This is a genomic window from Cohnella sp. CFH 77786 (assembly GCF_019400745.1).
Classification (GTDB): Bacteria; Bacillota; Bacilli; order Paenibacillales; family Paenibacillaceae; genus Cohnella.
The window spans coordinates 114,866-136,097 of the sequence record NZ_WJIB01000011.1; the positions used below are offsets into that span (position 1 = coordinate 114,866).

Genomic DNA, 21,232 nt, shown 5'->3' on the forward strand with positions numbered 1-21,232 from the left:
TATGGACCCCACCCTGCTCAAGGCCGAATTTCCGATTCTCCATCAGGATATTAACGGACATCCGCTCGTATACTTGGATAATGCGGCGACGACGCAGAAACCGCGTGTCGTCCTGGAAGCGATCCGCAAATATTACGAATGGGACAACGCCAACGTGCACCGCGGCGTCCACACGCTCGGTTCCCGCGCGACGGACGCCTACGAGGGAGCGCGGGAGAAGGTCGCGAGGTTCCTGAACGCCGCAAGCGCCCGGGAGATCGTCTTCACCCGGGGAACGACGACCGCGCTGAACCTGGTCGCCGCCGGCTACGCCCGGACGGTGCTGCGGGAAGGCGACGAAGTCGTCATTACGCAGGCCGAGCACCATGCGAATCTGATCCCGTGGCAGCAGGCGGTGAAGGCGACGGGAGCCACCCTGAAATTCATCCCTCTGCAGCCGGACGGGACGATCGAATTGGCGGACGTGGAGAAAACGGTAACCGAGCGCACGAAGATTGTGGCGATCGCCTACGCCTCGAACGTGCTCGGAACGATTCACCCGATCGCCGAAATCGCGAAAATCGCCCATCGGAACGGAGCCGTCATCGTCGTGGACGGAGCCCAAAGCACGCCGCACAAGCGGGTGGACGTCCGTGCGCTGGACGTCGATTTCTACGCTTTCTCCGGCCACAAAATGTGCGGACCGACCGGTATCGGCGCCCTGTACGGCAAGGCTCAGCTGCTGGAACGCATGGAACCGTTCGAATTCGGCGGCGAAATGATCGACTTCGTCGAGCTGTACGACTCTACATGGAAAGAAATTCCATGGAAGTTCGAGGGCGGGACGCCGATCATCGCGGGCGCGGTCGGTTTGGCCGCGGCGATCGATTTTCTCGAGCAAGTCGGCTTGGAGGAAATCGACGTCCATGAACGGAAGCTCACGCGATATGCGTTGGAACGCCTTTCGTCGATCGACGGATTGAAGATTTACGGGCCGCGCGAAAATCGCGTCGGGCTCGTTACTTTTAATCTCGGCGACGTGCATCCGCACGACGTGGCGACGGTGCTGGATACTTACGGCATTGCCGTCCGCGCCGGACATCACTGCTGCCAGCCGCTCATGAGATGGCTCGAGGTCAGCGCCACCGCGAGGGCGAGCTTTTATCTCTACAACACGGAGCAGGATGTCGATCGGCTGGCGGATGCGCTGGTCAAGACAAAGGAGTTTTTCGGATGAGCCAGCTGGACGACCTGTATCGCCGAGTCATTATGGATCATTATAAAACCCCGCGCAACCGCGGAACGATGGAGGACGGTTCCGTCACCGTGAACCTGAACAACCCGACGTGCGGAGACCGGATCAGCCTGCAGCTGCAAATCGCGGACGGCATCGTCAAGGACGCCAGGTTCACCGGCGAAGGCTGCTCGATCAGCATGTCGTCGGCATCCATGATGACGGACGCGGTGAAGGGGAAACGGACGGAAGAAGCGCTCGAATTGGCGGAGAAGTTCTCCGCCCTCATGAAGGGCGAGGACGTCAGCTTCGACGAATATGAAGATCTTGAGGCTTTGTCGGGCGTGAACAAGTTTCCCGCCAGGATCAAATGCGCGACGCTCGCCTGGAACGCGCTCCGCAAAGGCGTCGAGCACGGGCACGGTCAGCACGAGGGCATCGAACAATAAAACCTCGGGAAGAGGGGAGAGTTTGACTCCGTCAAACTCCCTATTCGCATCAGCGGGGAGAGTTTGACGGAGTCAAACCCCCTATTAGAGGAGGGACTGCCGACATGGCGAAGCAAATCGAATTCGAAGAGTACAAGTACGGTTTCCGCGACGAGCATAAAGCGATTTTCCAGTCCGGCAAGGGCTTGACGGAGGAGATCGTGCGCACGATTTCCCAAATGAAGGGCGAACCGGAATGGATGCTCAAGTTCCGCCTCAAATCGCTGGAGCAGTTCAACAAAATGGCGCTGCCGCGCTGGGGCGGAGATCTGGACGATCTGGACTTCGACGACATCCAGTACTACGTGAAGCCTTCCGAGAAACAAGGGAAGACGTGGGAAGAGGTGCCGGAGGAGATCAAGGCCACGTTCGACAAGCTCGGCATTCCGGAAGCGGAGCAGAAGTTTCTGGCCGGCGTGTCCGCCCAGTACGAGTCGGAAGTCGTTTACCACAGCATGCAGGAAGACCTGGAGAAGCAGGGCGTTATTTTCATGGACACGGACACCGCCCTTCGCGAGCATCCGGAAATCTTCAAGGAACATTTCGGCACGGTCGTACCGCCCGCGGACAACAAGTTCGCCGCGCTGAACAGCGCCGTATGGTCCGGGGGAAGCTTCATCTACGTTCCGAAAGGCGTCAAATGCGAAATCCCGCTGCAGGCGTACTTCCGGATCAACTCCGAGAACATGGGCCAATTCGAACGCACGCTGATCATCGCCGACGAGGGCAGCTTCGTTCACTACGTCGAAGGCTGCACGGCTCCGATCTACAGCACGAACTCGCTGCACAGCGCGGTCGTCGAGATCATCGTGAAGAAGGACGCCCGCGTCCGCTACACGACGATCCAGAACTGGGCGCCGAACATTTACAATCTCGTCACCAAACGCGCGGTCGCCGAAGAGAACGCGACGATGGAATGGGTCGACGGCAACATCGGCTCCAAGCTGACGATGAAATATCCGGCCGTCGTGCTCAAAGGCCGCGGCGCCAAAGGCATGGTGCTCTCCATCGCCGTCGCCGGCAAAGGCCAGCACCAGGACGCCGGAGCGAAGATGCTTCACCTGGCCCCGGACACGACTTCGACGATCGTCTCCAAGTCCATTTCGAAGCACGGCGGGAAAGTCACGTACCGCGGACTCGCCTCCTTCGGCCGGCAGGCGGAAGGCGCCAAAGCGAACATCAAATGCGACACGCTGATCCTGGATAACCAGTCTACCAGCGATACGATTCCGTATAACGAAATTCTGAACGACAACATTACGCTCGAGCACGAAGCGACCGTCTCCAAAGTGTCCGAGGATCAGCTCTTCTACTTGATGAGCCGCGGCATGTCGGAAGCGGAAGCGACGCAGATGATCGTCATGGGCTTCATCGAGCCGTTCACCAAGGAACTGCCGATGGAGTACGCGGTCGAGATGAACCGACTGATCAAGCTCGAAATGGAAGGCAGCATCGGTTAAGTCCGATATTCCAGAATTTCCCTGCTCTTCCTGGTCCGTTTGCATGCAAATACGTGTCTGCGGTGACTTTGACGCTCGCGTGTCCTAGTCGCTCGGACACGTTTTTTATTTGCGCCGGCTTCGGGCAGATGCAGGGCATGGCGCAATAGGCGAAAATCTGGATGAAGGCTGACGCCTTTAGGGAATCTTCAATTGCTGGCCGACGTACAAATCGACGTTTGGATCGATACGGTTCCATTTTGCGAGGGATTGTACGGACGTCCCGTATTTTCGGGCGATGAGCCATAAGGATTCTCCTTTTTGAACGGTGTGAATCCCGCCGGCAGCCGGAGAAACCTGGACGCGGGACCAGTCAAACAGCTTCCCGGGATCTTTTTTTCGTCCCGGAGCATACTCGTTATGCCCCACAATATGTTTTCTGTCCCGTTGAATGGCAGGGTGGCGTGACAAAATCGCGTTCAATAAGCGGTTTAAAGAGCGATACTGCGCATCGGTAAATCCGATATTCGTTTGGGCGATCGTTCCGTACTTCGCTAAAGGCATCATGGACTGCATTTCATCCGATGTTCCAATGGCCAGTAACTCAATTCCGATCGAATGCTCGTTCAAATGGTTTCGGTACTCCGGGAATCCGGGGAGATTCCCTTGGCCGGCGTGATAAGCAACGCGATCTTCGCTGACCAACCGGTATATTTCTCCGTTTCGCCCGATCATGTAGTGAGCGGAGACCTTCGTTTTGACGAACAACTGATACACATCGTTAAGATCGTACGGGTTTTGCGGTTTCTCAGCGGCATTCGAAATAAAATGAACCATCACATGCGTGACTTTTCCGGCGCGTTGCTTCGAATTTTGCGCTGGAAGATACAAATCCTGAATGGGAACCGTCCTTGTATTTGCTTTCATTTGCGTAAAACGGTCCTGAACGGCGTACTGCCCGCTTTCCGGCATCGGGGAAGGCTCCGCGTTCTGGTAGCGGCATCCGGACAAGAGCAAACATCCCGCCATGAGAGAAAATAATCTTCTCCGTTTCATGCTTCGCGCTCCTCTGCAATGAATCCTTATCGCTATTTCGATTACGGAAGGCCCAATCGGTTGGGAGATCGAGACCCATTCCGAGGTTCCTTTAGTTTGGATTACCGGGGACTCCATCATTCCGGCACATGACGATGTAAACCCTTTCATAAAAGGTAAAGGAAACAACGCATGATCTTGATGAAAGCGATTACGTGTTGTATAATTTGAAAAAGGTTAATCGCTTTACCCATCATGCTCAGCCCGTTTTCGTTCAGATGAACCGAAGCGGGTTCTATTCTTTTTAGGGGGCCATCTCGGATCATGAATCATAATTGGTATCGCCGGTTGTTGTTTTCTTACATGCCGACCCTTTTGGTTTCGTTCAGCATCCTGATCTTTCTGGCCGTTTCCATGATCAGCGAATTATCGGCCAAAGAAACGGCAAATGCGAACCGAGTCTTTGCCAAATATGTGACCGATTCCATGGAGACTTCCCTGAAAGGAATAGAGAGGGTCGTACTGGAGAAAATCGGGTATGACGATACGCTGTATCGTTTCTTCACGATGCAGGCTGCGGACGATTCGGGGCCGATCTATTATGACGCTTCCATCGTGCTGAGCCATATCTTGAGCGACAATCCCCTGATCGATTCGATCTATTTGTATCGAACCAAAGACAAGCTCGTCTTGACCCCAAACAAGATCTACCATCTGGACGATTTTCCGGACAAAGATTATATCGTTCAGTCGTTGAACCCTGCCGCCCCTACCCGTTGGTCCGCTGTAAGGGAGTACGCCGGTTTGGGCGAGGAAACGAAGGACAAGGTCATCTCGATCAGCAAGCATGCGCTGCTGCCGTTCGGCACGGAAGGAATCGTCGTCGTCAATGTCAAGGTGGATAACGTTCTGCGTATTGTCGACGAGATGATCAATCCCGACATCACGTTCATGAACGTCTACGCCGCCGACGGGAAACGGGTCTATCCGTTCAAGGAACCGGCCGCCGGCGTCCCATCGTCCGAGACCGCTCCCGATGCGGGGAAAACGATCAACCGTATCCACTCTGCTTATCTCGGCTGGGATTTTGAAAGCGGCGTGAAGGCCGGACGGATGTTCGGTTGGATGTCGGCGATTTCAAGCGTATGGATCGCGATCGGAATCGTCACCGTCCTGGGTGCGGTGGGGACCGTCCTATACGTAACCCGAAGAAACTACAAGCCCATCCAGAGCATCATGGGACAAATTTATGGCTTGCAGAGCCGTGGTCCGATGAAAGGAAAAGACGGCGACGAGTTCGCTTACATCGGAAAAGTGCTGGAAAATTTAATGGAGCAAACGTCGAAATACGAAAAGCAGTACAAGGAAGACCTGATCGTCCGCCGCAAGCAATTTTTCCAGGAGCTGATCTCGGACCGGAAGCCGCCCTCCCCCGCAGCTTGGGAATCTTATGCAAACCGGTTCCAGTTGCCGAACCGTTATCGCCATTTGCTGCTGGCCGTTGCGGAAATCGACCGTTATGCGGATTTCCGGGAAAATTACCGCGCGGAAGATCAGAGCTTGTTGAAGTTCGCGCTCACGAACGTCGTGCATGAATTTTCGGTTCCCGGGCGGTTAACGTTCTGGGCGGAGTGGGTGACCGACAAACGGCTCGCCCTCCTTCTCTTCATCGATCAACCGGACAATGCGGATACCGGGGATATCGCCGAAATACTGGACAAAATCCGCACCTGGGTCGCCGTCAATTTGAAATTCTCGATCACGATCGGTGTCGGCAGTCGGGTAACCGGGTTCACCGAGCTATCCCGCTCGTTCGATGAGGCCGTATTTTCGCTGCAGTATAAAATGCCTCTGGGGAATAACCGGACGATCCGTTACGACGAAGCGGCCGGGCGGCATCAGCTCGGGGATACGCAGAAATATTACGAGCAGATCGAGACGATGTGTCAGGAATTCCGGATTTCCGACGATTCCTGGCCGCTTCGGGTCGAACAATTCAGCCGCGATCTGCAGCAGGACTTGCTTAGGCATGATGAAGCGGACCTGCTGGTGCGGCATCTGATGCGCCTTTTCCGTCATTTGGCGGAAGGTCTTCCCCGGGAAATCCAGGCGCACTGGAGCGAGAAAACGCAGCCGTCGCTCGAACGCGCGCTGGAACGGGCCGAAACGTTGGAGGAGCTGATGCCGGAAGTGGCCGGTTCCTTGAAACAGCTGCACCAGCAATACGCCTCCATGCGAGATTCGAAGAACAACCGCCAATTGGTGAAGGAGATTCGGAACTATATCGAGGACGAATTCGGGAATCCGGATCTGTCCCTCAATTTGATCAGCGAGAAATTCGACTTAAGCGCCAAATATGCCAGCCAGTTGTTCAAAGAGCAATACGGCATGAAGTTCGTCGACTTTCTGGTCCATCTGCGCATGGAGCAGGCCAAGAAGCTGCTGCTCGAGACGGATGGCTCGATCCAGGACATTTCGGAGCAGGTGGGCTATACCCATCCGATCTCCTTCGGCCGGACGTTCAAGAAAGAGGTAGGCGTCACGCCGGGCGATTTCCGCAAATATATGCGGCCCGGCCAAGCGGAATAAGGAGATCGGCGGAGTTGCCGACAAAAGGTTAGTCCCCGGATTCCGGTTTGTTCCCGCAAGTAACGGTCATTTCCGTTTCGGTTTGCCGGGCCGAATCATGTTGATTGACCCCCGGCAGCCGGAAGCGATATAACTGAGCTCGAATCCGGCAGGCGGACCGCATCGGACGAACCAGCAAGCGAAAGCGCACCCGGTCGGAGGATACCTGATAAGGGAGTTGAAAGGGATGGGTAGAAAGATGTTCGGCAAAAAAATGGCGTCAACCCTTCTGGCAGCGCTTACGGCAATCGGTTTTTTGGCCGGCTGCTCAGGCAATGGCGGGAAAGACGCTGCAACAGGTACGTCGGGAAACGGCGGCAGCTCCGCCGGCGCGGCGAAAGAAGCCGTCACGTTGAAAGTCGAAGTGTTCGAGCGCGGCAATTCTCCAGCAGGCATGAGCGTCACGAATAACTATTTGACGAAATTCGTTCAAGACCATTTCGGAAAACCGAACAATATCAACGTGGAATACGTTCCGGTTCCCCGCTCCGAAGAAGTGGAGAAGCTGAACGTCCTGATGGCCAGCGGCGGCGACGTGCCGGACATCGTCTTCACCTACGACCAGAATGTGTTTTACCGTTATGCTCAGCAGGGAGGTTTGACCGATCTTACGGAGCTGCTCGACCAACAGGGGACGAACCTGAAAAAGTTCCTGGGAGAAGACACGCTCGCCTACGGCAAATTCGAAGGAAAGCAGTTTGCGATTCCGGCGAAGCGGGCGAATTTGGGCAAATACGCGTCCGCCATCCGCCAGGATTGGCTGGATAAGCTGGGGTTGCCGGTTCCGAAGACGACGGAAGAATTGTACAACACGTTGAAAGCGTTTAAAGAGAAGGACCCCGGCGGCACGGGCGGCAAAGTGATTCCGCTCGGCATGACGATCGCTCCCGCGCAGATCGACCCGCTCGTCTGGTCTTTCATCCAACCGACGACAGACGAACAGAAATTCACGCTGACCCAGCGGCTGGGCTCCAACGATTATCCGATCCTGCTGCCGGGCTTCAAAGACGCGCTTCAGTTCATGAACAAGCTTTACAACGAAGGGCTGATGAGCAAGGATTTCGGCCTCGACAAAGACAAGAAACAATTGTATCAGGACGTATCGAACGGTAAGGTCGGCTTCCTGAGCGAGGACGACACGAACCTTTACGACGACGGAAATAAAATCTCCTCCACGCTGGAGCAGAACGTTCCGGGCGCCAACCTGAAACCCGTGGACGTTTACACGAATTCGGAAGGCAAGCATGCGAAGCCGAGATACGCGCCGAACGGCATGTATATCATGATTCCGAAATCGAGCGAACGTGCGGCGGAAGCAATCAAATACTTGGATTGGATGGCAATCCCCGACAACCTGTTCCACATGCAGAACGGCGTTGAAGGAGAGAACTACACCCTGAATGAGAACGGCGTTCCCGTAGCGCCCGCGAACGTGACGGAAGAGACGAAAAACCGGTTGTACAACTCCGGAGATATGGCGATCATCTCCAACGGCCAGCAGCTCGGAAGCGATGACAAGAATCGGGAGGCGACAGTGCAGGCGATGAGTCCGAAATATCAGGACAAAGCGCGCGAATCGCTGAAAATCTCGAATTCGGACACGTTCCCGCCGGTTCTGCTGAGCAAACCGATCGAAGCGCAAACGAAATACGGTACGACGCTTCAAGACAAATACTTCGAAATTATCGTCAAGACAACGATGGTGAAACCGGACAAGTTCGAAAGCACCTACGAGTCGATGATGAAAGATTATATGGCAAGCGGCGGCCAAGCGATTTTGGACGAGCGGACCGCGCTGTATAAAGAATCGAAATAAGGGCAGTCAGCGGGCCGATGTTTGCGGGTGCGGGGGGCATTCCCCCGCCCCGTCTACGTCCGGTCGTGAAAGGAGGCACACCCCGTGAGCATGACCGTCTATTTACGCAGATATTGGCAGTTGTATGCGCTGCTTGTTTTGCCGCTTGCCTACTTTCTCGTATTCAAATACGGCCCGATGTACGGCATCCAGATCGCATTCAAGGATTTCAACTTTTTCCAGGGCATTAACGGCAGCGAATGGATCGGGCTGGAAGCCTTCAAAGAAGTGTTCGGAATGCGAGACTTTTATATCACGCTGCGCAACACGCTGATGCTGAATGGGCTTGATCTGCTCGTCTCGTTCCCGGCACCGCTCCTTCTGGCCATTATGCTGTACGAGTTGAAATCCATCTGGTTCAAGAAGCTGTCCCAAACGATTCTGTATATCCCGCATTTTATTTCCTGGGTCATCATCGGCGGCATCGTCTCACAAGTGTTCGGCACGCAGTCCGGCATGGTGAATAATTTCATCGCCGGTCTGGGCTTCGGCGAGATTCCGTTTCTGCTGGACAAACATTACTGGCTGTTTACCTATCTGATCGTCGGCGTCTGGCAAAGCGCGGGCTGGGGGACGATCATTTATTTGGCAGCGCTCACCGGCATCAACAAGGAATTGTTCGAAGCCGCCGAAGTGGACGGGGCCGGACGTTTGAAACGGATTTGGCATATTACGGTACCGGGTTTGAAACCGACGATCATTACGCTGCTGATTATCAACTTGGGGCACATGATCTCCATCGGCTTCGAAAGGCCGTTTAACATCGGCAACACGGCGGTACGCGAATATGCAGACGTGCTCAGTACGTTCGTCTACCGCGTCGGGCTTCAGTCCGGCCAGTACACGATCGCGACCGTCGTGGGCTTGTTCCAGGCCGTCGTCGGGCTCGTGTTCGTTCTCGGCGCGAATTACGCGTCCAAAAAATTGACGGATGAAAGCATTTTATGATCCGGAATCGGTGAAAGGAGGGGCGACATGAGGGCTCATACCGCGAACCGGGTCTTCGACACGGTCAACATTATCGTGCTTGCGGCCGGCGTCCTGCTGTGTCTGGCTCCGTTTTTTCATATCATCGCGATTTCGCTAAGCTCGAAAGAGGCGATCTTGTCCGGCAAGGTTAGCCTGTTTCCGGTCGCGTTCAACCTGGAAGCCTACAACCAGGTGATCAGCGACGCTTCCATGATCCGCTCGCTCGGGTTTACGGTGCTTCTTACGTGCGCGTTTACCCTTTCATGCATGCTCATGACGATCGCCGCCGGATATCCGTTATCGAAACGGAATTTGAAAGGCCGCAAAACGTTCATGTTCGTCATCGTGATTACGATGTTTTTCAGCGGCGGCGTCATCCCGGAATACGTGCTGGTCCGCAATCTGCATTTGCTCGATTCGATGGGGGCGCTTATTTTTCCGGGGTTGATCAACCCGTTCTATCTGATCATTCTGATCACGTTCTTTCACAATATCCCGTCAAGTTTGGAGGAATCGGCGGAAATCGACGGAAGCAGCCACTTCCGCACTCTTGTGAGCATCGTTCTGCCGCTCTCGATGCCGGTCATCGCGACGCTCAGCCTGTTCTATGCGGTGGGCCGCTGGAACGGGTTTACCGATACCCTCATGTATATCACGAGTCCGGAATTATACCCGCTGCAGCTCAAGCTGTACCAGCTCATTCAAAACAACTTGATTAACGATCTGGTGCAACAGGAAGGTACGCAATTCGTGAGATTGATGCCGGAAAGCTTGAAGGCGGCCAGCGTCGTATTCGCGACCGTGCCGATATTGCTTGTCTATCCCTGGCTGCAGCGGTATTTCGTAAGCGGCGTGATGCTCGGTGCGGTAAAAGGGTAACGCCGTTTCCTGACGGAGGACCGCGAACAGGAGGCGCTTATGGGGAAATCGAAAGGGGACTATTCGTTTTCCACCTGCTGGAACGTCAAACGGCATACCGTCGGCCGCGAAATGGTGGAGGAAATCCGCTCGCTCGGCTTCCGGCAGGTGGAACTGAATTATAACGTGACGACGGAGCTGCTGGCCACGATCGAGCCGATGATCGAACGCGGGGAGATCGGCGTCTCCAGCGTGCACAATACGTTTCCGCATGTCGGCGATCCCGACTACGGGACCGATTCCGTGCTGCTCGGCTTCGACGACGAGGAGAAACGGAAGCGGGCGGTCGAACTGCTCGTGAAATCCGCGGAGTATGCCGATCGATACGGAGCCAAGGCGGTCGTCGTCCATCCGGGCGAGGTGCCGTTCGACTACAACATCGATCACGAGCTGAAAGCCATTTACGAGGAGCAGGGACGGGATTCGGAAGCGTACCGGAACTTGTGGAAGGAAATGCTCGTCCGCCGGGAGTCGCTCAGCGGCCGGTATTTGCAGCGCATCCGTCGCAGTTTGGAAGAAGCGTGCGAGCGGATCGCCTCCCGCGGCTGGGACGTCGCGATCGGTATCGAAACGCGTTCCCGGTGCTACCAAATACCGACCTTGCGGGAGGCGAAAGCGGTCATCGATGGAATGATAGGCGCGCCGGTCGGATTATGGTACGATTTCGGCCACGGCATGATGATGGAACGAATGGGGCTGTACGATAACGCCCAGGACATCGATTTGATCAAGGACCACGTCGTCGGCGTTCATATTCATGAAACGATCGGGCTGTCCGACCATTGGTGTCCCTACGTGCAAAGCGGCGACAACACGTACTTCGACCGCTTTCTCCCGATTATCGCGGCGGCTCCGGTGAAAGTTTACGAGTTGAAAGCGGCGTGCCGGCCGGAAGAGATCGAGGAAAGCCACGATTTGTTGACCTCCAAGCTGGCAGCGTTTGGGGTGTAGGCGGCTATGGTACCTTCGTCGAAGTCCGGGATGGAGCCTATTCTTGCCTACACGCCGAAACTCTTTTTTGACCGGAAGGAACCGTTCTATCCGGCGCGGGTCGGCGTGTCGGTGCTGCGGGACGGGGAATCATCTCCGTCGTTTCGGCGCCGATTCGCGTTCAAGGACGATGCCGTCGATCATGTCATCGAATTCGCGATATATTGGGACTACGACATTCAGCATCTGTACGATTTGGAGCATGTCTGGGTGTACGTCCGAACGGACGGCAGCGTGGCGGACGGCGAAGCGAGCTTTCACGGCCGGTATTTGAAGGCGCTCTTGCCCGACCGGAGCAACCTGCACGGAACGAGACTGAAGCTATACTCGCAGCCCGGCAAGCATGCGTTTTCGCCTCTGCCGCTATTGTTCGAGCTGCTGCCGGACGCCCGCATCTGCACGAACGAGGAAGCGGGGAAGGACGGATTGACGCTTCCCGATTGGTATGGGGGACGCGTGAGAGCCGATGGAGAAACCGACCGGCTGATTCGAACCTATTTGCACACGTTTCGAAGGTTTACGCCTTCCTTCGAATTTATCGAATACGAGTTTGGCGAACCCGCCGAGACTTTCGTTCCTTGGGAACGGCTGTACGAGGAAATACCCGCGCGGATCGAACGGGAGCTGGCCGTCATTCGGGGCGAGCTGGAACGCGGTTCGAAGCGGTGAGAGTTTGAGCGGGGAGAGTTTGACTTCGACAAACTCCCTATTAGAGGAGAGAAAAAGATGTACGTGAAGCTGGTCGCGGTCAACGATCATTGGGCGAGAAACGGCATGGAGAACCAGGTGACGGACAGCGGCAGCCGCTATTTCGGGGGAGTGGCCGATCCCGAGAACGGCATCCCTTGGCCGAGCCACGGAGGCACTCCTATGGTCATGGCGCTCTGGGCAGCCGCTCTGATCAACAAGGACTCGGTTTACTACCACGATCAACAACTGTTATCCCGCTTGGCGTTAGGCGCTAAGTTCATGTTGCGGTTTCAGCATGGCGACGGGACGATTTCGCCGGGCTGGACGAACATGCACTCGCCTCCGGATACCGCCTTCGTCGTGGTCGGGCTGGCGCAGGTTTATCAGCTGCTGACCGCTCATGATTGGGAACCTCTGCGGGATGCGGCTGCAGACATCCGGCTGTTTCTGGAGCGCGCGATTCCGGCGCTGCTGACCGGTGGCTGCCATACGCCGAACCACCGTTGGGTGCTGGTTGCCGCGCTCGGGTTCATGTTCAGGCTGACGGGGCGGCCGGAATTGCGGGAACGTGCGCGGGAGTGGCTGGCGGAAGGAATGGACAACACGGAGGACGGAGAATGGACGGAGCGGAGCAACGGCATCTACAACGGGGTCAGCGACATCATGCTCGTCCATGCCGCCGATCTGTTCGACCTCCCCGAGCTCTTGGAGCCGGTTCGGCGCAATTTGCGGATGATGGCTTATCTGGTCCATCCGGACGGGGAAGTGGTGACCGACTATTCCGGCCGGCAGGATTTCGGACACCGCTACGATATGTCGAGCTATTTTCTCGTCTGCAGGCGGCTGGCGCACCGTGACCGGGATCCGTTGTTCGCCGCATTGGCGAAGCTCGCGGGAGAGGCGCTGGATCATCCGGGGTGGCTTCCCAACAATGCTTTGCTGGGGTTCTTGCTTCATCCGGAGCTGCGGGAAGAAGCGGTAGAACCGGGCGAATTGCCAGACCGTTATCGCGTCGTGATCAATGGGAATTTTCCGCGGGAGCGATATTTGAGCGGAATGGAGGCGGCCGGACACGGCGGACGGATCTACCATAGCAAGCTCCATCCCGAATTCGGCGCTCCGGTCGCCCGTCAGCGGGACGGTTCGACAAGCGTCACCGTCATGACCGAGACGAATTCATTCTTTGCGCTGCGTCACGGGGCGGCGCGTCTGCTTGCCGTGCAGATCGGCACGTCTTTCGAGCCCGGCTACGTCAAGATGGAGCGGCTTACGCCGACCGAGCGAGGCTACCGTTTGTCGGCGTCCGAAGCGAAAGGCTATTACGGTCCCGTTCCCGCGGTGTCGTTGCCCGAAACGGCAAGCGGTCCGGTGAGCCCGTGGTATTTGCTTCCCCATCATCTCCGCGTCGTTACCCACCTGCAGCATCACCGCGTCGAGGTCGAGCTGACGGAAAGCGAGGAAGGGTGGAAGCTGAGGGTCCATTGCGCGGTGCCGGATCCGATCCTGACGCAAATCCAGTTTGTCTTCGGCAAGGAAGGAGCCTTCGACGGAGACGGCCTTGCTCCGGCGGAGCCGGAAGCGTGGTTCTGGAAAGAAGGAACCGTCCGGTACACGTCCGGCGGCGATTGGCTCGAGCTGGACGGAGGGGCGCACGCGCATTGGGCGAAAGCCATCCAGGGCACGAGTTTTCCGGGAGGATGCCGGACGCTGGTCGTCAACCTGACGACGCCGTACGACCGGACGTTCGACATCCGGCTCTCGCCGCGGGACGCGAATGCAGCCGAAGCGGGAAGCCACTCGTCTGAAGAAACGGGGAGATGAACCGATGACCGAGTATATCGAGCCTCGAGAAAGCATCCGGTACGGGTTCGGAGATGACGACCGGCGAATATTGGAAACGTTGGCCGGCCGCTATGTCGGCGCGAATCCGCCCATCCCCTTCGCGCTGCGCGCTTTTTCCAAATCGGGCGTGCTGCAGAACGGGGAAGGGCTGTACGACATGGACTTGTCCGCCAAACTGCCGCAAGCGGGACAGGGCGATTATGCCTATGCGTTCGGGCTCGTCTGGAGCGATGGCGAACGATCGATCGACGGAATCATGGAGCCCCTTGGACCGGTTCGGCTGTATGTGAACGAACAACTTCTCTACCGGTCCGGAGCGGTGGACGAGATGAAGCCGGATGCCAGGGTCGCCGTGCCGCTTCTGTTCCGCAAAGGCTGGAACGCTGTCCTGATCGAAGCGCGAAAGACGGCAGCGGGCTTCGGCTGCCGGTTCGGAGCCGATGAGGCGAAGGTCCGGATTCTGCAGGTGCTGGCTCCGTTTGCCGGCCGATCCGGTGTTGCGGGGTGGGTTTACTCGGAACCGGTAAAAGCGTCCTCGTACGGTCCCGGAGGAAAGTTCCCCGATCCCATGCAGCCCGAAGAGGAGAGCGGATTGACCTGGCTGCCCCGAACGCGTTGGACGGCGGAGGAGGCGGCTCTTCCGGTCGGCGGTCGGCTGTTCGGACGACCGCGGCAGGCGGCTGCCATGTTCGGCTGGACCCGGCTGGCCGCGTCCGGGGTCTTGGTGCTGGAAGGGCGAGTGTTCGGACCGACGACGATTTGGGTGGACGGCAAGCCGATCTTGAACGTGGAGGAAGCGGGAGCGTTCCGAATGCAGGTGGAGGCCGGATACGGATCCCGTCAGCTGCTCGTTCGCTCCGTCGGCGGACCGGAAGGCTGGGGCTGGGAGTTGGCGGCGTTCGCGGGAGAAGATCGTTTGGCATTCGAAGCTCCGGTTCATGTTCATGGATACGATGGCCCATGGCTGTACGCGGGGCCGATCGATCCCGATGCGAAGCTGGAGCCTTCGTCGGTATGCGCGATCACCGCGCTGCTTCCCGCCATGGACCTCGATGGACAGCCGGCCGGATACGCCTATTGGTCGGTCGACGCTCCGCAGACGCGGGTGCGGCCATACTACGAGAACGCGATGCTGAGCAACAAATGGACGACCGGCGCCGCCACCAATTACGGCCGCTGGGATTATCCGCTCGGCGTTACGATGTACGGGCTGCTTAGAACGGCCCTGGAGTTGAACCGGCCGGATTTGTCCGATTACGCGCTCGGCCATATCCGCAGCTGCACGGACATGTACGAATATTCCCTATGGGACCGGGACGAGTACGGATTCCCTTCCGTCAACCATCAGCTGGTCCTGATCCGGATGCTGGACAACTGCGGTTCTTTCGGTTCGGCGATGCTGCAAGCCTATATGCAGACCGGGGACGAAGGTTTCCGCCGGATTGCGGACGTCATTGCCGACTTCATGCTCCGCAAGCTCGAACGCAGGGAAGACGGAGCGTTCTACCGGCTGTGCCCGGGGGAATACGCGGCCGACACGATGTGGGCGGACGATCTGTACATGAGCGCTCCGTTTTTGACCCGGTACGCGGTTGCGACCGGGGTATCGGAAGCGCTCGACGAAGCGGCGGGACAGTTCCTTCTGTTCAAACGCTATCTGTTCATGGACGGGGAAGGCGTCATGTCGCACGTGTTCGACTTCAAGTACGGCAAGCCGACGCGCGTGCCTTGGGGGCGCGGCAACGGCTGGGTTCTATTCTCCTTGTCCGAGCTGCTCGAGAAGCTGCCGCACGATCATCCGGACCGGGAAGCGCTGCTCGCTTTCTTCCGGGAGATGTGCGCGGGCGTTGCAGCCCTGCAAGGCGAATCCGGCTTATGGAGGCAAGTGCTGAACGAGCCGGAAGCTTACGAGGAAGCATCGTGCACCGCCATGTTCGCCTACGCATTCGCCCGGGGCGTGCGGTTCGGCTGGCTGGCCCGGCGGGCCGATTACGCATCGGCCGCGCTGAAGGCCTGGCGGGGCCTGACCGGAGGGGCGATCGACCGGCAGGGGAACGTGCACGGCGTATGCAGCGGATCCCGCTACTCTTTCTCGCCGGACTATTACATGCACGATTTGCGGACGGTCGTGAACGACAACCACGGCATTGGCATCATGATGCTTGCGGGCGTGGAAATCCGCCTCTTGAAAGCGGCGCTCGCCTCGGCGGAGTGATGAGTCGATCACGCGAAAAAGGGATACCGACGATCGTTCTCTCGACGAAACGCTCGCGGTGAAAAACGGCGAAGCCGTGTTGGTTCCGAGTCGCTGCCACCCGGTCTCGGCGCCCGGATCCCGGCCGGCCCCCGGTGAGCGCGACTCTTGCAAGATTTGGAATACCCGTTCATAATGGTTACACTGGATCAGACAGAATAAGGAATACGGGGAATCCTCCATGAAGGCGACCATCTACGATATCGCGAAAGAAGCCGGGGTGTCGATCACCACCGTCTCCCAAGTCATCAACGGGAAGGGTAAAATCAGCGAAGAACGCCGAAAAGAGATTTTCCGGATCATGGAGCGTCTCCATTACCAGCCCAGCGTGATCGCGGCGGCGCTAACCGGCAAAAAAACGTACACGCTCGGCTTGATCGTGCCCGACATTTCCAATCCGTTCTTCGCGGAAATGGCAAGAGCCGTCGAGGATCAAGGGCATCGCTCCGGATACAGCCTGATGATATGCAGCACGGACAACAAGGACGACCGCGTGCAAAGCTATCTGACCCTGATGCGCAAAAAGAGAGTGGACGGGATCATCATCGGCACCGGGATGGACGACGAGCGGATGCTGAACCCGCTTGTCGAAGCGGGAATTCCGATCGTGCTCATCGCCCGGGAAATGCCTTCGCAAGCCGTTCATACCGTCATTGTCGACGATGGGGTCGGGGGAGGCCTGGTCGCGCGTCATCTTCTGGAGCAGGGGCATCGCCGGATGGCCATTCTCGCGGAACATCCGAAAGTGAGCAGCAGCCGCAACCGCATCATCGGGTTCAAGCAGGCGGTGGATGAAGCCGGGATGATCTTGGAGAACAACGGAATCCGGTATTGCGATTACACGGTAGAGGACGGCAAACGCAAGGCGCTGGAACTGCTCGGGGAAGCCGTCAGGCCGACCGCTTTGTTCTGCTGCAACGATCTGCTGGCGATCGGCGCTCTGCAGGCTGCCAAAGAATTGGACATTCGAGTGCCGGATCAGTTGTCCGTCGTCGGATTCGACAATACGATTCTGGCTTCCGTTACCGATCCTCCGCTGACGACCGTGGCCCAGCCGATCGAACGGATGGGTAAAATCGCCGTCGATCTCCTCATGCAGGAGCTTACCGATCCGTCGGTCATCAAACAGCGGATCGTTCTTCGTCCGGACCTCGTGGTCCGGCATTCCGCTTCGTCATCGCGCCCTGATTTCTAGAGACCGTCCCGAGGGACGGTCTCTTGCCACTTCTATAGACGGATAGAATCCTGCCGGATGATAGAACGGGAGGGGATAAGGACGAGCTGGGAAAGCCATCCTAGGGGAGGAACTTTCTGAATTTCCTGACGGAGGCGAATCGAATATGAGACACGACCTCAAACGAATGGCGCGCGAGGCGGCGCGCAAAGGGGGGATCTTCGCGGCGATGGCCGGTCTGCTGGCCGGTTGCGTGACGAACCCGGGCGATACGCAAAATTTGAAACAGCACGGGGGCACGAATCGGACATTCATCAAATCCAAAGCGGAGTCCGAGGCCAACCGGGCCAAGGATCGCAGTACGGTTCCCGTACGGACCGTTCACAATTCCGCATACGTCGCGTTGTCGGACGTCGCGGCAGCGGCAGGGTTTCACGGCGCATGGCTGAAGGACGGCAGAACGTATGGAATCGGCGACCATGACCCGATATGGAAATTCCGGGTCGGAGAAAGCCGGTTCACGAAGGCCGGCAAATCCGTCCGGTTACCTGCGCCGGCGGTGCGGGAGCAAGGACGCTTGCTGGTGCCCGCCTCGGCGCTGGATTCGATGTTCGGCCGCGTAAACGCCCGAACGTCCGGCACGCAGGGCATTACGTTCCTGCCCCGCGCGACGGGCGGGGAAACGGGCGCGGACGGCAGCTCGCTTCCTTTCTCGGACGCGATCATCGCGAAAGAGGCCGTAGCCGGCCAGGCGGACGCCATCGTCGCTTACGCCAAGGAGTTCCTGGGCGTGCCGTACGAATTCGGAGCCGACCCTTATCCGGCGAGCCAAACCTTCGACTGCTCCTCGTTCGTTCAGCAGGTTTACGGCCACTTCGGAATTCGGCTGCCCCGGTCGTCCCAAGAGCAAGCGGCGGAAGGCGCTCCGGTCTCGCGGGACGCCCTGATGGCGGGGGATCTGCTGTTCTTCCATATCCCCAGCCGTTCCAAGAGCCCGGATGTCGTCGGACATGTCGGCATGTACATCGGGAACGGCCAGATGATTCATGCGAGTCCGTCTCCGCAGAACGGGGTGCAAATCACCGATATCAACAACCCGTTCTACCTGCGGGAGTTCCTTTATGCCAAACGGGTGCTGCCATAACGCAAGAGGTCCCGCCCGTCTTCCGACCGGGGGACCTCATTTTTCCGTTAAAGATAGACTTGCAAGATCTCATACCGGGGATCGACGGACAAATCGATGAATTCGTTCCCGGTCCGGATCAGCGGGTGGAAGAAATCCGTCGGATGGTTCATGACGATCGTCCCCGTGACGCCGCCGGACAGCTCGACTTTCTTGCCGATGAAGTTCGGGATCATATGGCGGATGAACGTGAAGGTCACTTCGGGATCCAGCTCTCTGAAGCTGACCCGGTGCAGCTCCTTCAGCACGACGAGCAGATCCCTCTTCTCTTGGTAAACGCGGGACGAAATCATCGCGCTGTACGTGTCCGCGACGGCCACGATTTTGGAGACCGGGTGAATGCTCTCTCCGGAGAGGCGGTTCGGATAACCGGTACCGTCCATCCGCTCGTGGTGCTGAAGGGCCGCAAGCGACAAGACACGGTCATTGAAGGAGTTTTCCAAAATCTCGTAGCCGTACTTCGAATGGTTTTGGATTTCCGCATATTCCTCCCGGCTCAGCTTGCCGGGTTTGTTGAGGATGGCGTCCGGTATCCGGCATTTCCCGATGTCGTGGAGAAAACCGGCTTTGCCGGCATGGACGGAGTGCGTTTCGTCCCAGCCGAGCCAGCGGGCGATGTAATAGCTGAGCATGCCGACCTGAACCGAGTGCTGATACGTATAATCGTCTTGGCTGTTCAGCAGGAGCAGGAGGGAAACGACATCCCGTTCCGCTTTGAAATTGTCGACGAGCGGCTGGAAGCTTTCCTTGAGATCCTCCTCGTGGACCTTTCCTTCTTCCAATGCTTTGCCGAATATATTCTCGATGCCCGTTACCGCTTCCTGATACATCGGACGAAGCAAGGGGTTGATGAGATCGCTTTCAATCGGTGATAGGAGCGTATCGGAAAACCGGGGCTCGATTTCCACATACTCGATCCGGTGCAGGTACAGTCGGGAAACGGCATGTTCGTTCAAAACCGCCCCTTTGGAGAGCACGAGCAGCCCGAAACCGGTAAACGTATCTTGGGAGAGTCGATCTCCGGGCTGCAAATCGGTCACGTGGACTCTCATGTCACACCTCGGCGAAGGTTCGGATTGGCGCATCGGATGGAAAGACATTCCAGACGCATGTGAGAAATATTTCCTGAACACCATGCTATCAAGGATTCCGGATGCGCGCAACCAAAAATGTAAATGCATGCCGAATGCTGGGCGGAAATGACGAAAAAAAGAGCTAAGCCAATGGATTCCAAGGGCCAAGCTGGTGCCCTTTCCATTCCGTGCCGTCCTCGTACACTTCCTTCTTCCAGATCGGCACGGTTTGCTTGAGACGCTCGATCGCGTAACGGCTCGCTTCGTAGGCTTCCGCGCGGTGGGCGGAAGAGACGGCGATGACGACGCTGGTCTCCCCGATGCCGACCTCGCCGATGCGGTGAACGATCGCCGTGATCGTACCCGGCCAGCGATCCGCGATCTCTTCTCCGATGCGGCGCATGGACGCTTCCGCCATGGGGACGTACGCTTCGTATTCCAGGGTGACCGTCCGCTTGCCCCCGGTCCATTCGCGCGTCATGCCGACGAAGGCGATCAAGGCGCCGTGATCCGGATGCGCGGCAAGCTCCGAAACGGCGTTCACGTCGATCGGGCCGTCGACGACGGCATAACGCGGCGCAGCCGAAGCGGCTTCGGCCCGTTCATCGCCGCCTCCGCCCGAAACCGGCGGCAGAAGCGCCAACTCGTCGCCGCGGTTCACGACCGCATCGTCATGCGCGTAAGCTTGATTGCAGGCCACGAAGGCCGGCGCGATGACTTCGGCCTGTTCCGGATAGGCTTCCGCCAGCCGTTTTTTCAACTGTCCCGCCGTCAGTTCGGCTTCCGGCCAGTCCACTTGAAGGGTCCTGGCGCCGAATCTTTCGGCCAGGCCCGCGAACAAAGCAATTTTCCATGGTTTCGTCATCTGGATGCGTCGCTTCCTTTCCCGTTCACTATTCCTTCTGCAAGCATACCATATCGGTTATGAAAGTGTTATGCTAGAAAGAAAACGAAAACGGCCGTCAGGGAGAGGATCCGATTGAGCGTTACCGTACGAATGACCGATGGAACCGCCGTCGCAACGTCGCCGATGGAAATGGCGGAGCTGGCGGGCGAGTCGTTTCCCGCGTCCGGCAGGGTACCGGGGACGGCGGGAGAAGGGTTTGATTTGGCCGCGTGGACGGCCGCGCTGTCGTCCCGTTTTCCTTCCGCGTTTGCCGCGCCTTCTGCGCCGACCCATCTCATCGTGAAGGCGGCGGACGAATTCGAGGCGGTCGTCCCTTGGGATCAGCTGAAGGGAGCCTTCTTCCTGTTTTCCCAGGACGGGGCGCCGCTCGCCAAAGGAGGTCCCTTGCGGCTCTATGTCCCGGACGGTACCAGCGCTTGCCTGAACGTCAAAAGCGTAACCGACATCCGATTCGCCGCAGACCCCGGACGGGGCAACGAAGCGTCTTACGGCTTTCGCAACGAGATTTCGCCCGTCCGTCTATCCCAAGGTTTCAAAGCCGGAAACCGAAGCTAGACGGGCCGACTTCCGGGGG

Annotated in this window: 17 protein-coding genes and 1 pseudogene; 15 read left to right on the forward strand and 3 right to left on the reverse strand. The window is 57.7% G+C overall.

Annotated elements, in window-relative coordinates; translation table 11 throughout:
- Position 1: 1 nt before the first annotated feature.
- From GE107_RS17190 to sufB, 3 genes are all read left to right on the forward strand, one after another.
- Positions 2-1,216: a cysteine desulfurase gene (locus GE107_RS17190; protein WP_219641221.1), complete on the forward strand. Its 1,215-nt coding sequence runs from the start codon at positions 2-4 to the stop codon at positions 1,214-1,216.
- Complete coding sequence (sufU, locus tag GE107_RS17195; protein ID WP_219641222.1) at positions 1,213-1,662, forward strand: Fe-S cluster assembly sulfur transfer protein SufU; 450 nt, start codon at positions 1,213-1,215, stop codon at positions 1,660-1,662. Before GE107_RS17190 ends, sufU begins: the two co-directional genes overlap by 4 nt.
- Before the next feature lie 104 nt (positions 1,663-1,766).
- The gene (gene sufB / locus GE107_RS17200) at positions 1,767-3,161 is read left to right on the forward strand and encodes a Fe-S cluster assembly protein SufB (RefSeq protein ID WP_219641223.1); all 1,395 of its coding nucleotides are present in this window, start codon (positions 1,767-1,769) and stop codon (positions 3,159-3,161) included.
- 177 nt (positions 3,162-3,338) lie between these two features.
- Here sufB and GE107_RS17205 read toward each other — a convergent pair whose 3' ends face one another.
- Positions 3,339-4,112: an N-acetylmuramoyl-L-alanine amidase gene (locus tag GE107_RS17205; RefSeq protein WP_219641224.1), complete on the reverse strand. Its 774-nt coding sequence runs from the start codon at positions 4,110-4,112 to the stop codon at positions 3,339-3,341.
- A gap of 387 nt (positions 4,113-4,499) precedes the next feature.
- Here GE107_RS17205 and GE107_RS17210 point away from each other — a divergent pair, with 387 nt between their 5' ends.
- From GE107_RS17210 to GE107_RS17255, 11 genes and pseudogenes are all read left to right on the forward strand, one after another.
- Positions 4,500-6,764 (forward strand): helix-turn-helix domain-containing protein, encoded by a 2,265-nt coding sequence (locus tag GE107_RS17210; protein WP_219641225.1) that lies wholly within the window; start codon positions 4,500-4,502, stop codon positions 6,762-6,764.
- Between the two features lie 226 nt (positions 6,765-6,990).
- On the forward strand, positions 6,991-8,619 hold the full coding sequence (locus GE107_RS17215; protein ID WP_219641226.1) for an extracellular solute-binding protein: 1,629 nt from the start codon (positions 6,991-6,993) through the stop codon (positions 8,617-8,619).
- A 90-nt stretch (positions 8,620-8,709) separates the two neighbouring features.
- Complete coding sequence (locus tag GE107_RS17220) at positions 8,710-9,606, forward strand: ABC transporter permease (protein WP_255570582.1); 897 nt, start codon at positions 8,710-8,712, stop codon at positions 9,604-9,606.
- A 27-nt stretch (positions 9,607-9,633) separates the two neighbouring features.
- Entirely contained in the window at positions 9,634-10,506 is an 873-nt protein-coding gene (locus tag GE107_RS17225; protein WP_219641228.1) for a carbohydrate ABC transporter permease, read from the forward strand.
- A gap of 39 nt (positions 10,507-10,545) precedes the next feature.
- Positions 10,546-11,496, forward strand: coding sequence for a sugar phosphate isomerase/epimerase family protein (locus GE107_RS17230; protein WP_219641229.1), 951 nt, complete (start codon positions 10,546-10,548; stop codon positions 11,494-11,496).
- A gap of 6 nt (positions 11,497-11,502) precedes the next feature.
- Complete coding sequence (locus tag GE107_RS17235) at positions 11,503-12,204, forward strand: hypothetical protein (protein WP_255570564.1); 702 nt, start codon at positions 11,503-11,505, stop codon at positions 12,202-12,204.
- A gap of 57 nt (positions 12,205-12,261) precedes the next feature.
- Positions 12,262-14,046, forward strand: coding sequence for a hypothetical protein (locus tag GE107_RS17240; RefSeq protein WP_219641230.1), 1,785 nt, complete (start codon positions 12,262-12,264; stop codon positions 14,044-14,046).
- Positions 14,047-14,050: 4 nt separating this feature from the next.
- Entirely contained in the window at positions 14,051-16,282 is a 2,232-nt protein-coding gene (locus tag GE107_RS17245) for a glycoside hydrolase family 88/105 protein (RefSeq protein WP_219641231.1), read from the forward strand.
- Between the two features lie 25 nt (positions 16,283-16,307).
- A pseudogene (locus tag GE107_RS26640) lies at positions 16,308-16,397 on the forward strand (5-deoxy-glucuronate isomerase); the annotation flags it as partial.
- 105 nt (positions 16,398-16,502) lie between these two features.
- Positions 16,503-17,516: a LacI family DNA-binding transcriptional regulator gene (locus GE107_RS17250; protein WP_219641232.1), complete on the forward strand. Its 1,014-nt coding sequence runs from the start codon at positions 16,503-16,505 to the stop codon at positions 17,514-17,516.
- Positions 17,517-17,661: 145 nt separating this feature from the next.
- Positions 17,662-18,639: a C40 family peptidase gene (locus GE107_RS17255; protein WP_219641233.1), complete on the forward strand. Its 978-nt coding sequence runs from the start codon at positions 17,662-17,664 to the stop codon at positions 18,637-18,639.
- A 47-nt stretch (positions 18,640-18,686) separates the two neighbouring features.
- Here the strand turns inward: GE107_RS17255 and GE107_RS17260 are convergent, their stop codons facing one another.
- Together GE107_RS17260 and GE107_RS17265 are read right to left on the reverse strand one after the other, a co-directional pair.
- Positions 18,687-19,730 (reverse strand): HD-GYP domain-containing protein, encoded by a 1,044-nt coding sequence (locus tag GE107_RS17260; protein ID WP_219641234.1) that lies wholly within the window; start codon positions 19,728-19,730, stop codon positions 18,687-18,689.
- Between the two features lie 163 nt (positions 19,731-19,893).
- Entirely contained in the window at positions 19,894-20,616 is a 723-nt protein-coding gene (locus GE107_RS17265) for a molybdenum cofactor biosynthesis protein (RefSeq protein ID WP_219641235.1), read from the reverse strand.
- A gap of 114 nt (positions 20,617-20,730) precedes the next feature.
- On the opposite strand from GE107_RS17265, the gene GE107_RS17270 reads away from it, so the two are divergent.
- Positions 20,731-21,213 (forward strand): molybdopterin-binding protein, encoded by a 483-nt coding sequence (locus GE107_RS17270; RefSeq protein WP_255570565.1) that lies wholly within the window; start codon positions 20,731-20,733, stop codon positions 21,211-21,213.
- Positions 21,214-21,232 lie beyond the last annotated feature (19 nt).

Coding starts and splice junctions, on each gene's coding strand:
- GE107_RS17245 (WP_219641231.1), top strand. CDS start 14,051: ATGACCGAGTATATCGAGCCTCGAGAAAGCATCCGGTACGGGTTCGGA.
- GE107_RS17215 (WP_219641226.1), top strand. CDS start 6,991: ATGGGTAGAAAGATGTTCGGCAAAAAAATGGCGTCAACCCTTCTGGCA.
- GE107_RS17255 (WP_219641233.1), top strand. CDS start 17,662: ATGAGACACGACCTCAAACGAATGGCGCGCGAGGCGGCGCGCAAAGGG.
- GE107_RS17210 (WP_219641225.1), top strand. CDS start 4,500: ATGAATCATAATTGGTATCGCCGGTTGTTGTTTTCTTACATGCCGACC.
- GE107_RS17225 (WP_219641228.1), top strand. CDS start 9,634: ATGAGGGCTCATACCGCGAACCGGGTCTTCGACACGGTCAACATTATC.
- GE107_RS17235 (WP_255570564.1), top strand. CDS start 11,503: ATGGTACCTTCGTCGAAGTCCGGGATGGAGCCTATTCTTGCCTACACG.
- GE107_RS17220 (WP_255570582.1), top strand. CDS start 8,710: ATGACCGTCTATTTACGCAGATATTGGCAGTTGTATGCGCTGCTTGTT.
- sufB (WP_219641223.1), top strand. CDS start 1,767: ATGGCGAAGCAAATCGAATTCGAAGAGTACAAGTACGGTTTCCGCGAC.
- GE107_RS17190 (WP_219641221.1), top strand. CDS start 2: ATGGACCCCACCCTGCTCAAGGCCGAATTTCCGATTCTCCATCAGGAT.
- GE107_RS17265 (WP_219641235.1), bottom strand. CDS start 20,616: ATGACGAAACCATGGAAAATTGCTTTGTTCGCGGGCCTGGCCGAAAGA.
- GE107_RS17230 (WP_219641229.1), top strand. CDS start 10,546: ATGGGGAAATCGAAAGGGGACTATTCGTTTTCCACCTGCTGGAACGTC.
- sufU (WP_219641222.1), top strand. CDS start 1,213: ATGAGCCAGCTGGACGACCTGTATCGCCGAGTCATTATGGATCATTAT.
- GE107_RS17205 (WP_219641224.1), bottom strand. CDS start 4,112: ATGCCGGAAAGCGGGCAGTACGCCGTTCAGGACCGTTTTACGCAAATG.
- GE107_RS17260 (WP_219641234.1), bottom strand. CDS start 19,730: ATGAGAGTCCACGTGACCGATTTGCAGCCCGGAGATCGACTCTCCCAA.
- GE107_RS17240 (WP_219641230.1), top strand. CDS start 12,262: ATGTACGTGAAGCTGGTCGCGGTCAACGATCATTGGGCGAGAAACGGC.
- GE107_RS17250 (WP_219641232.1), top strand. CDS start 16,503: ATGAAGGCGACCATCTACGATATCGCGAAAGAAGCCGGGGTGTCGATC.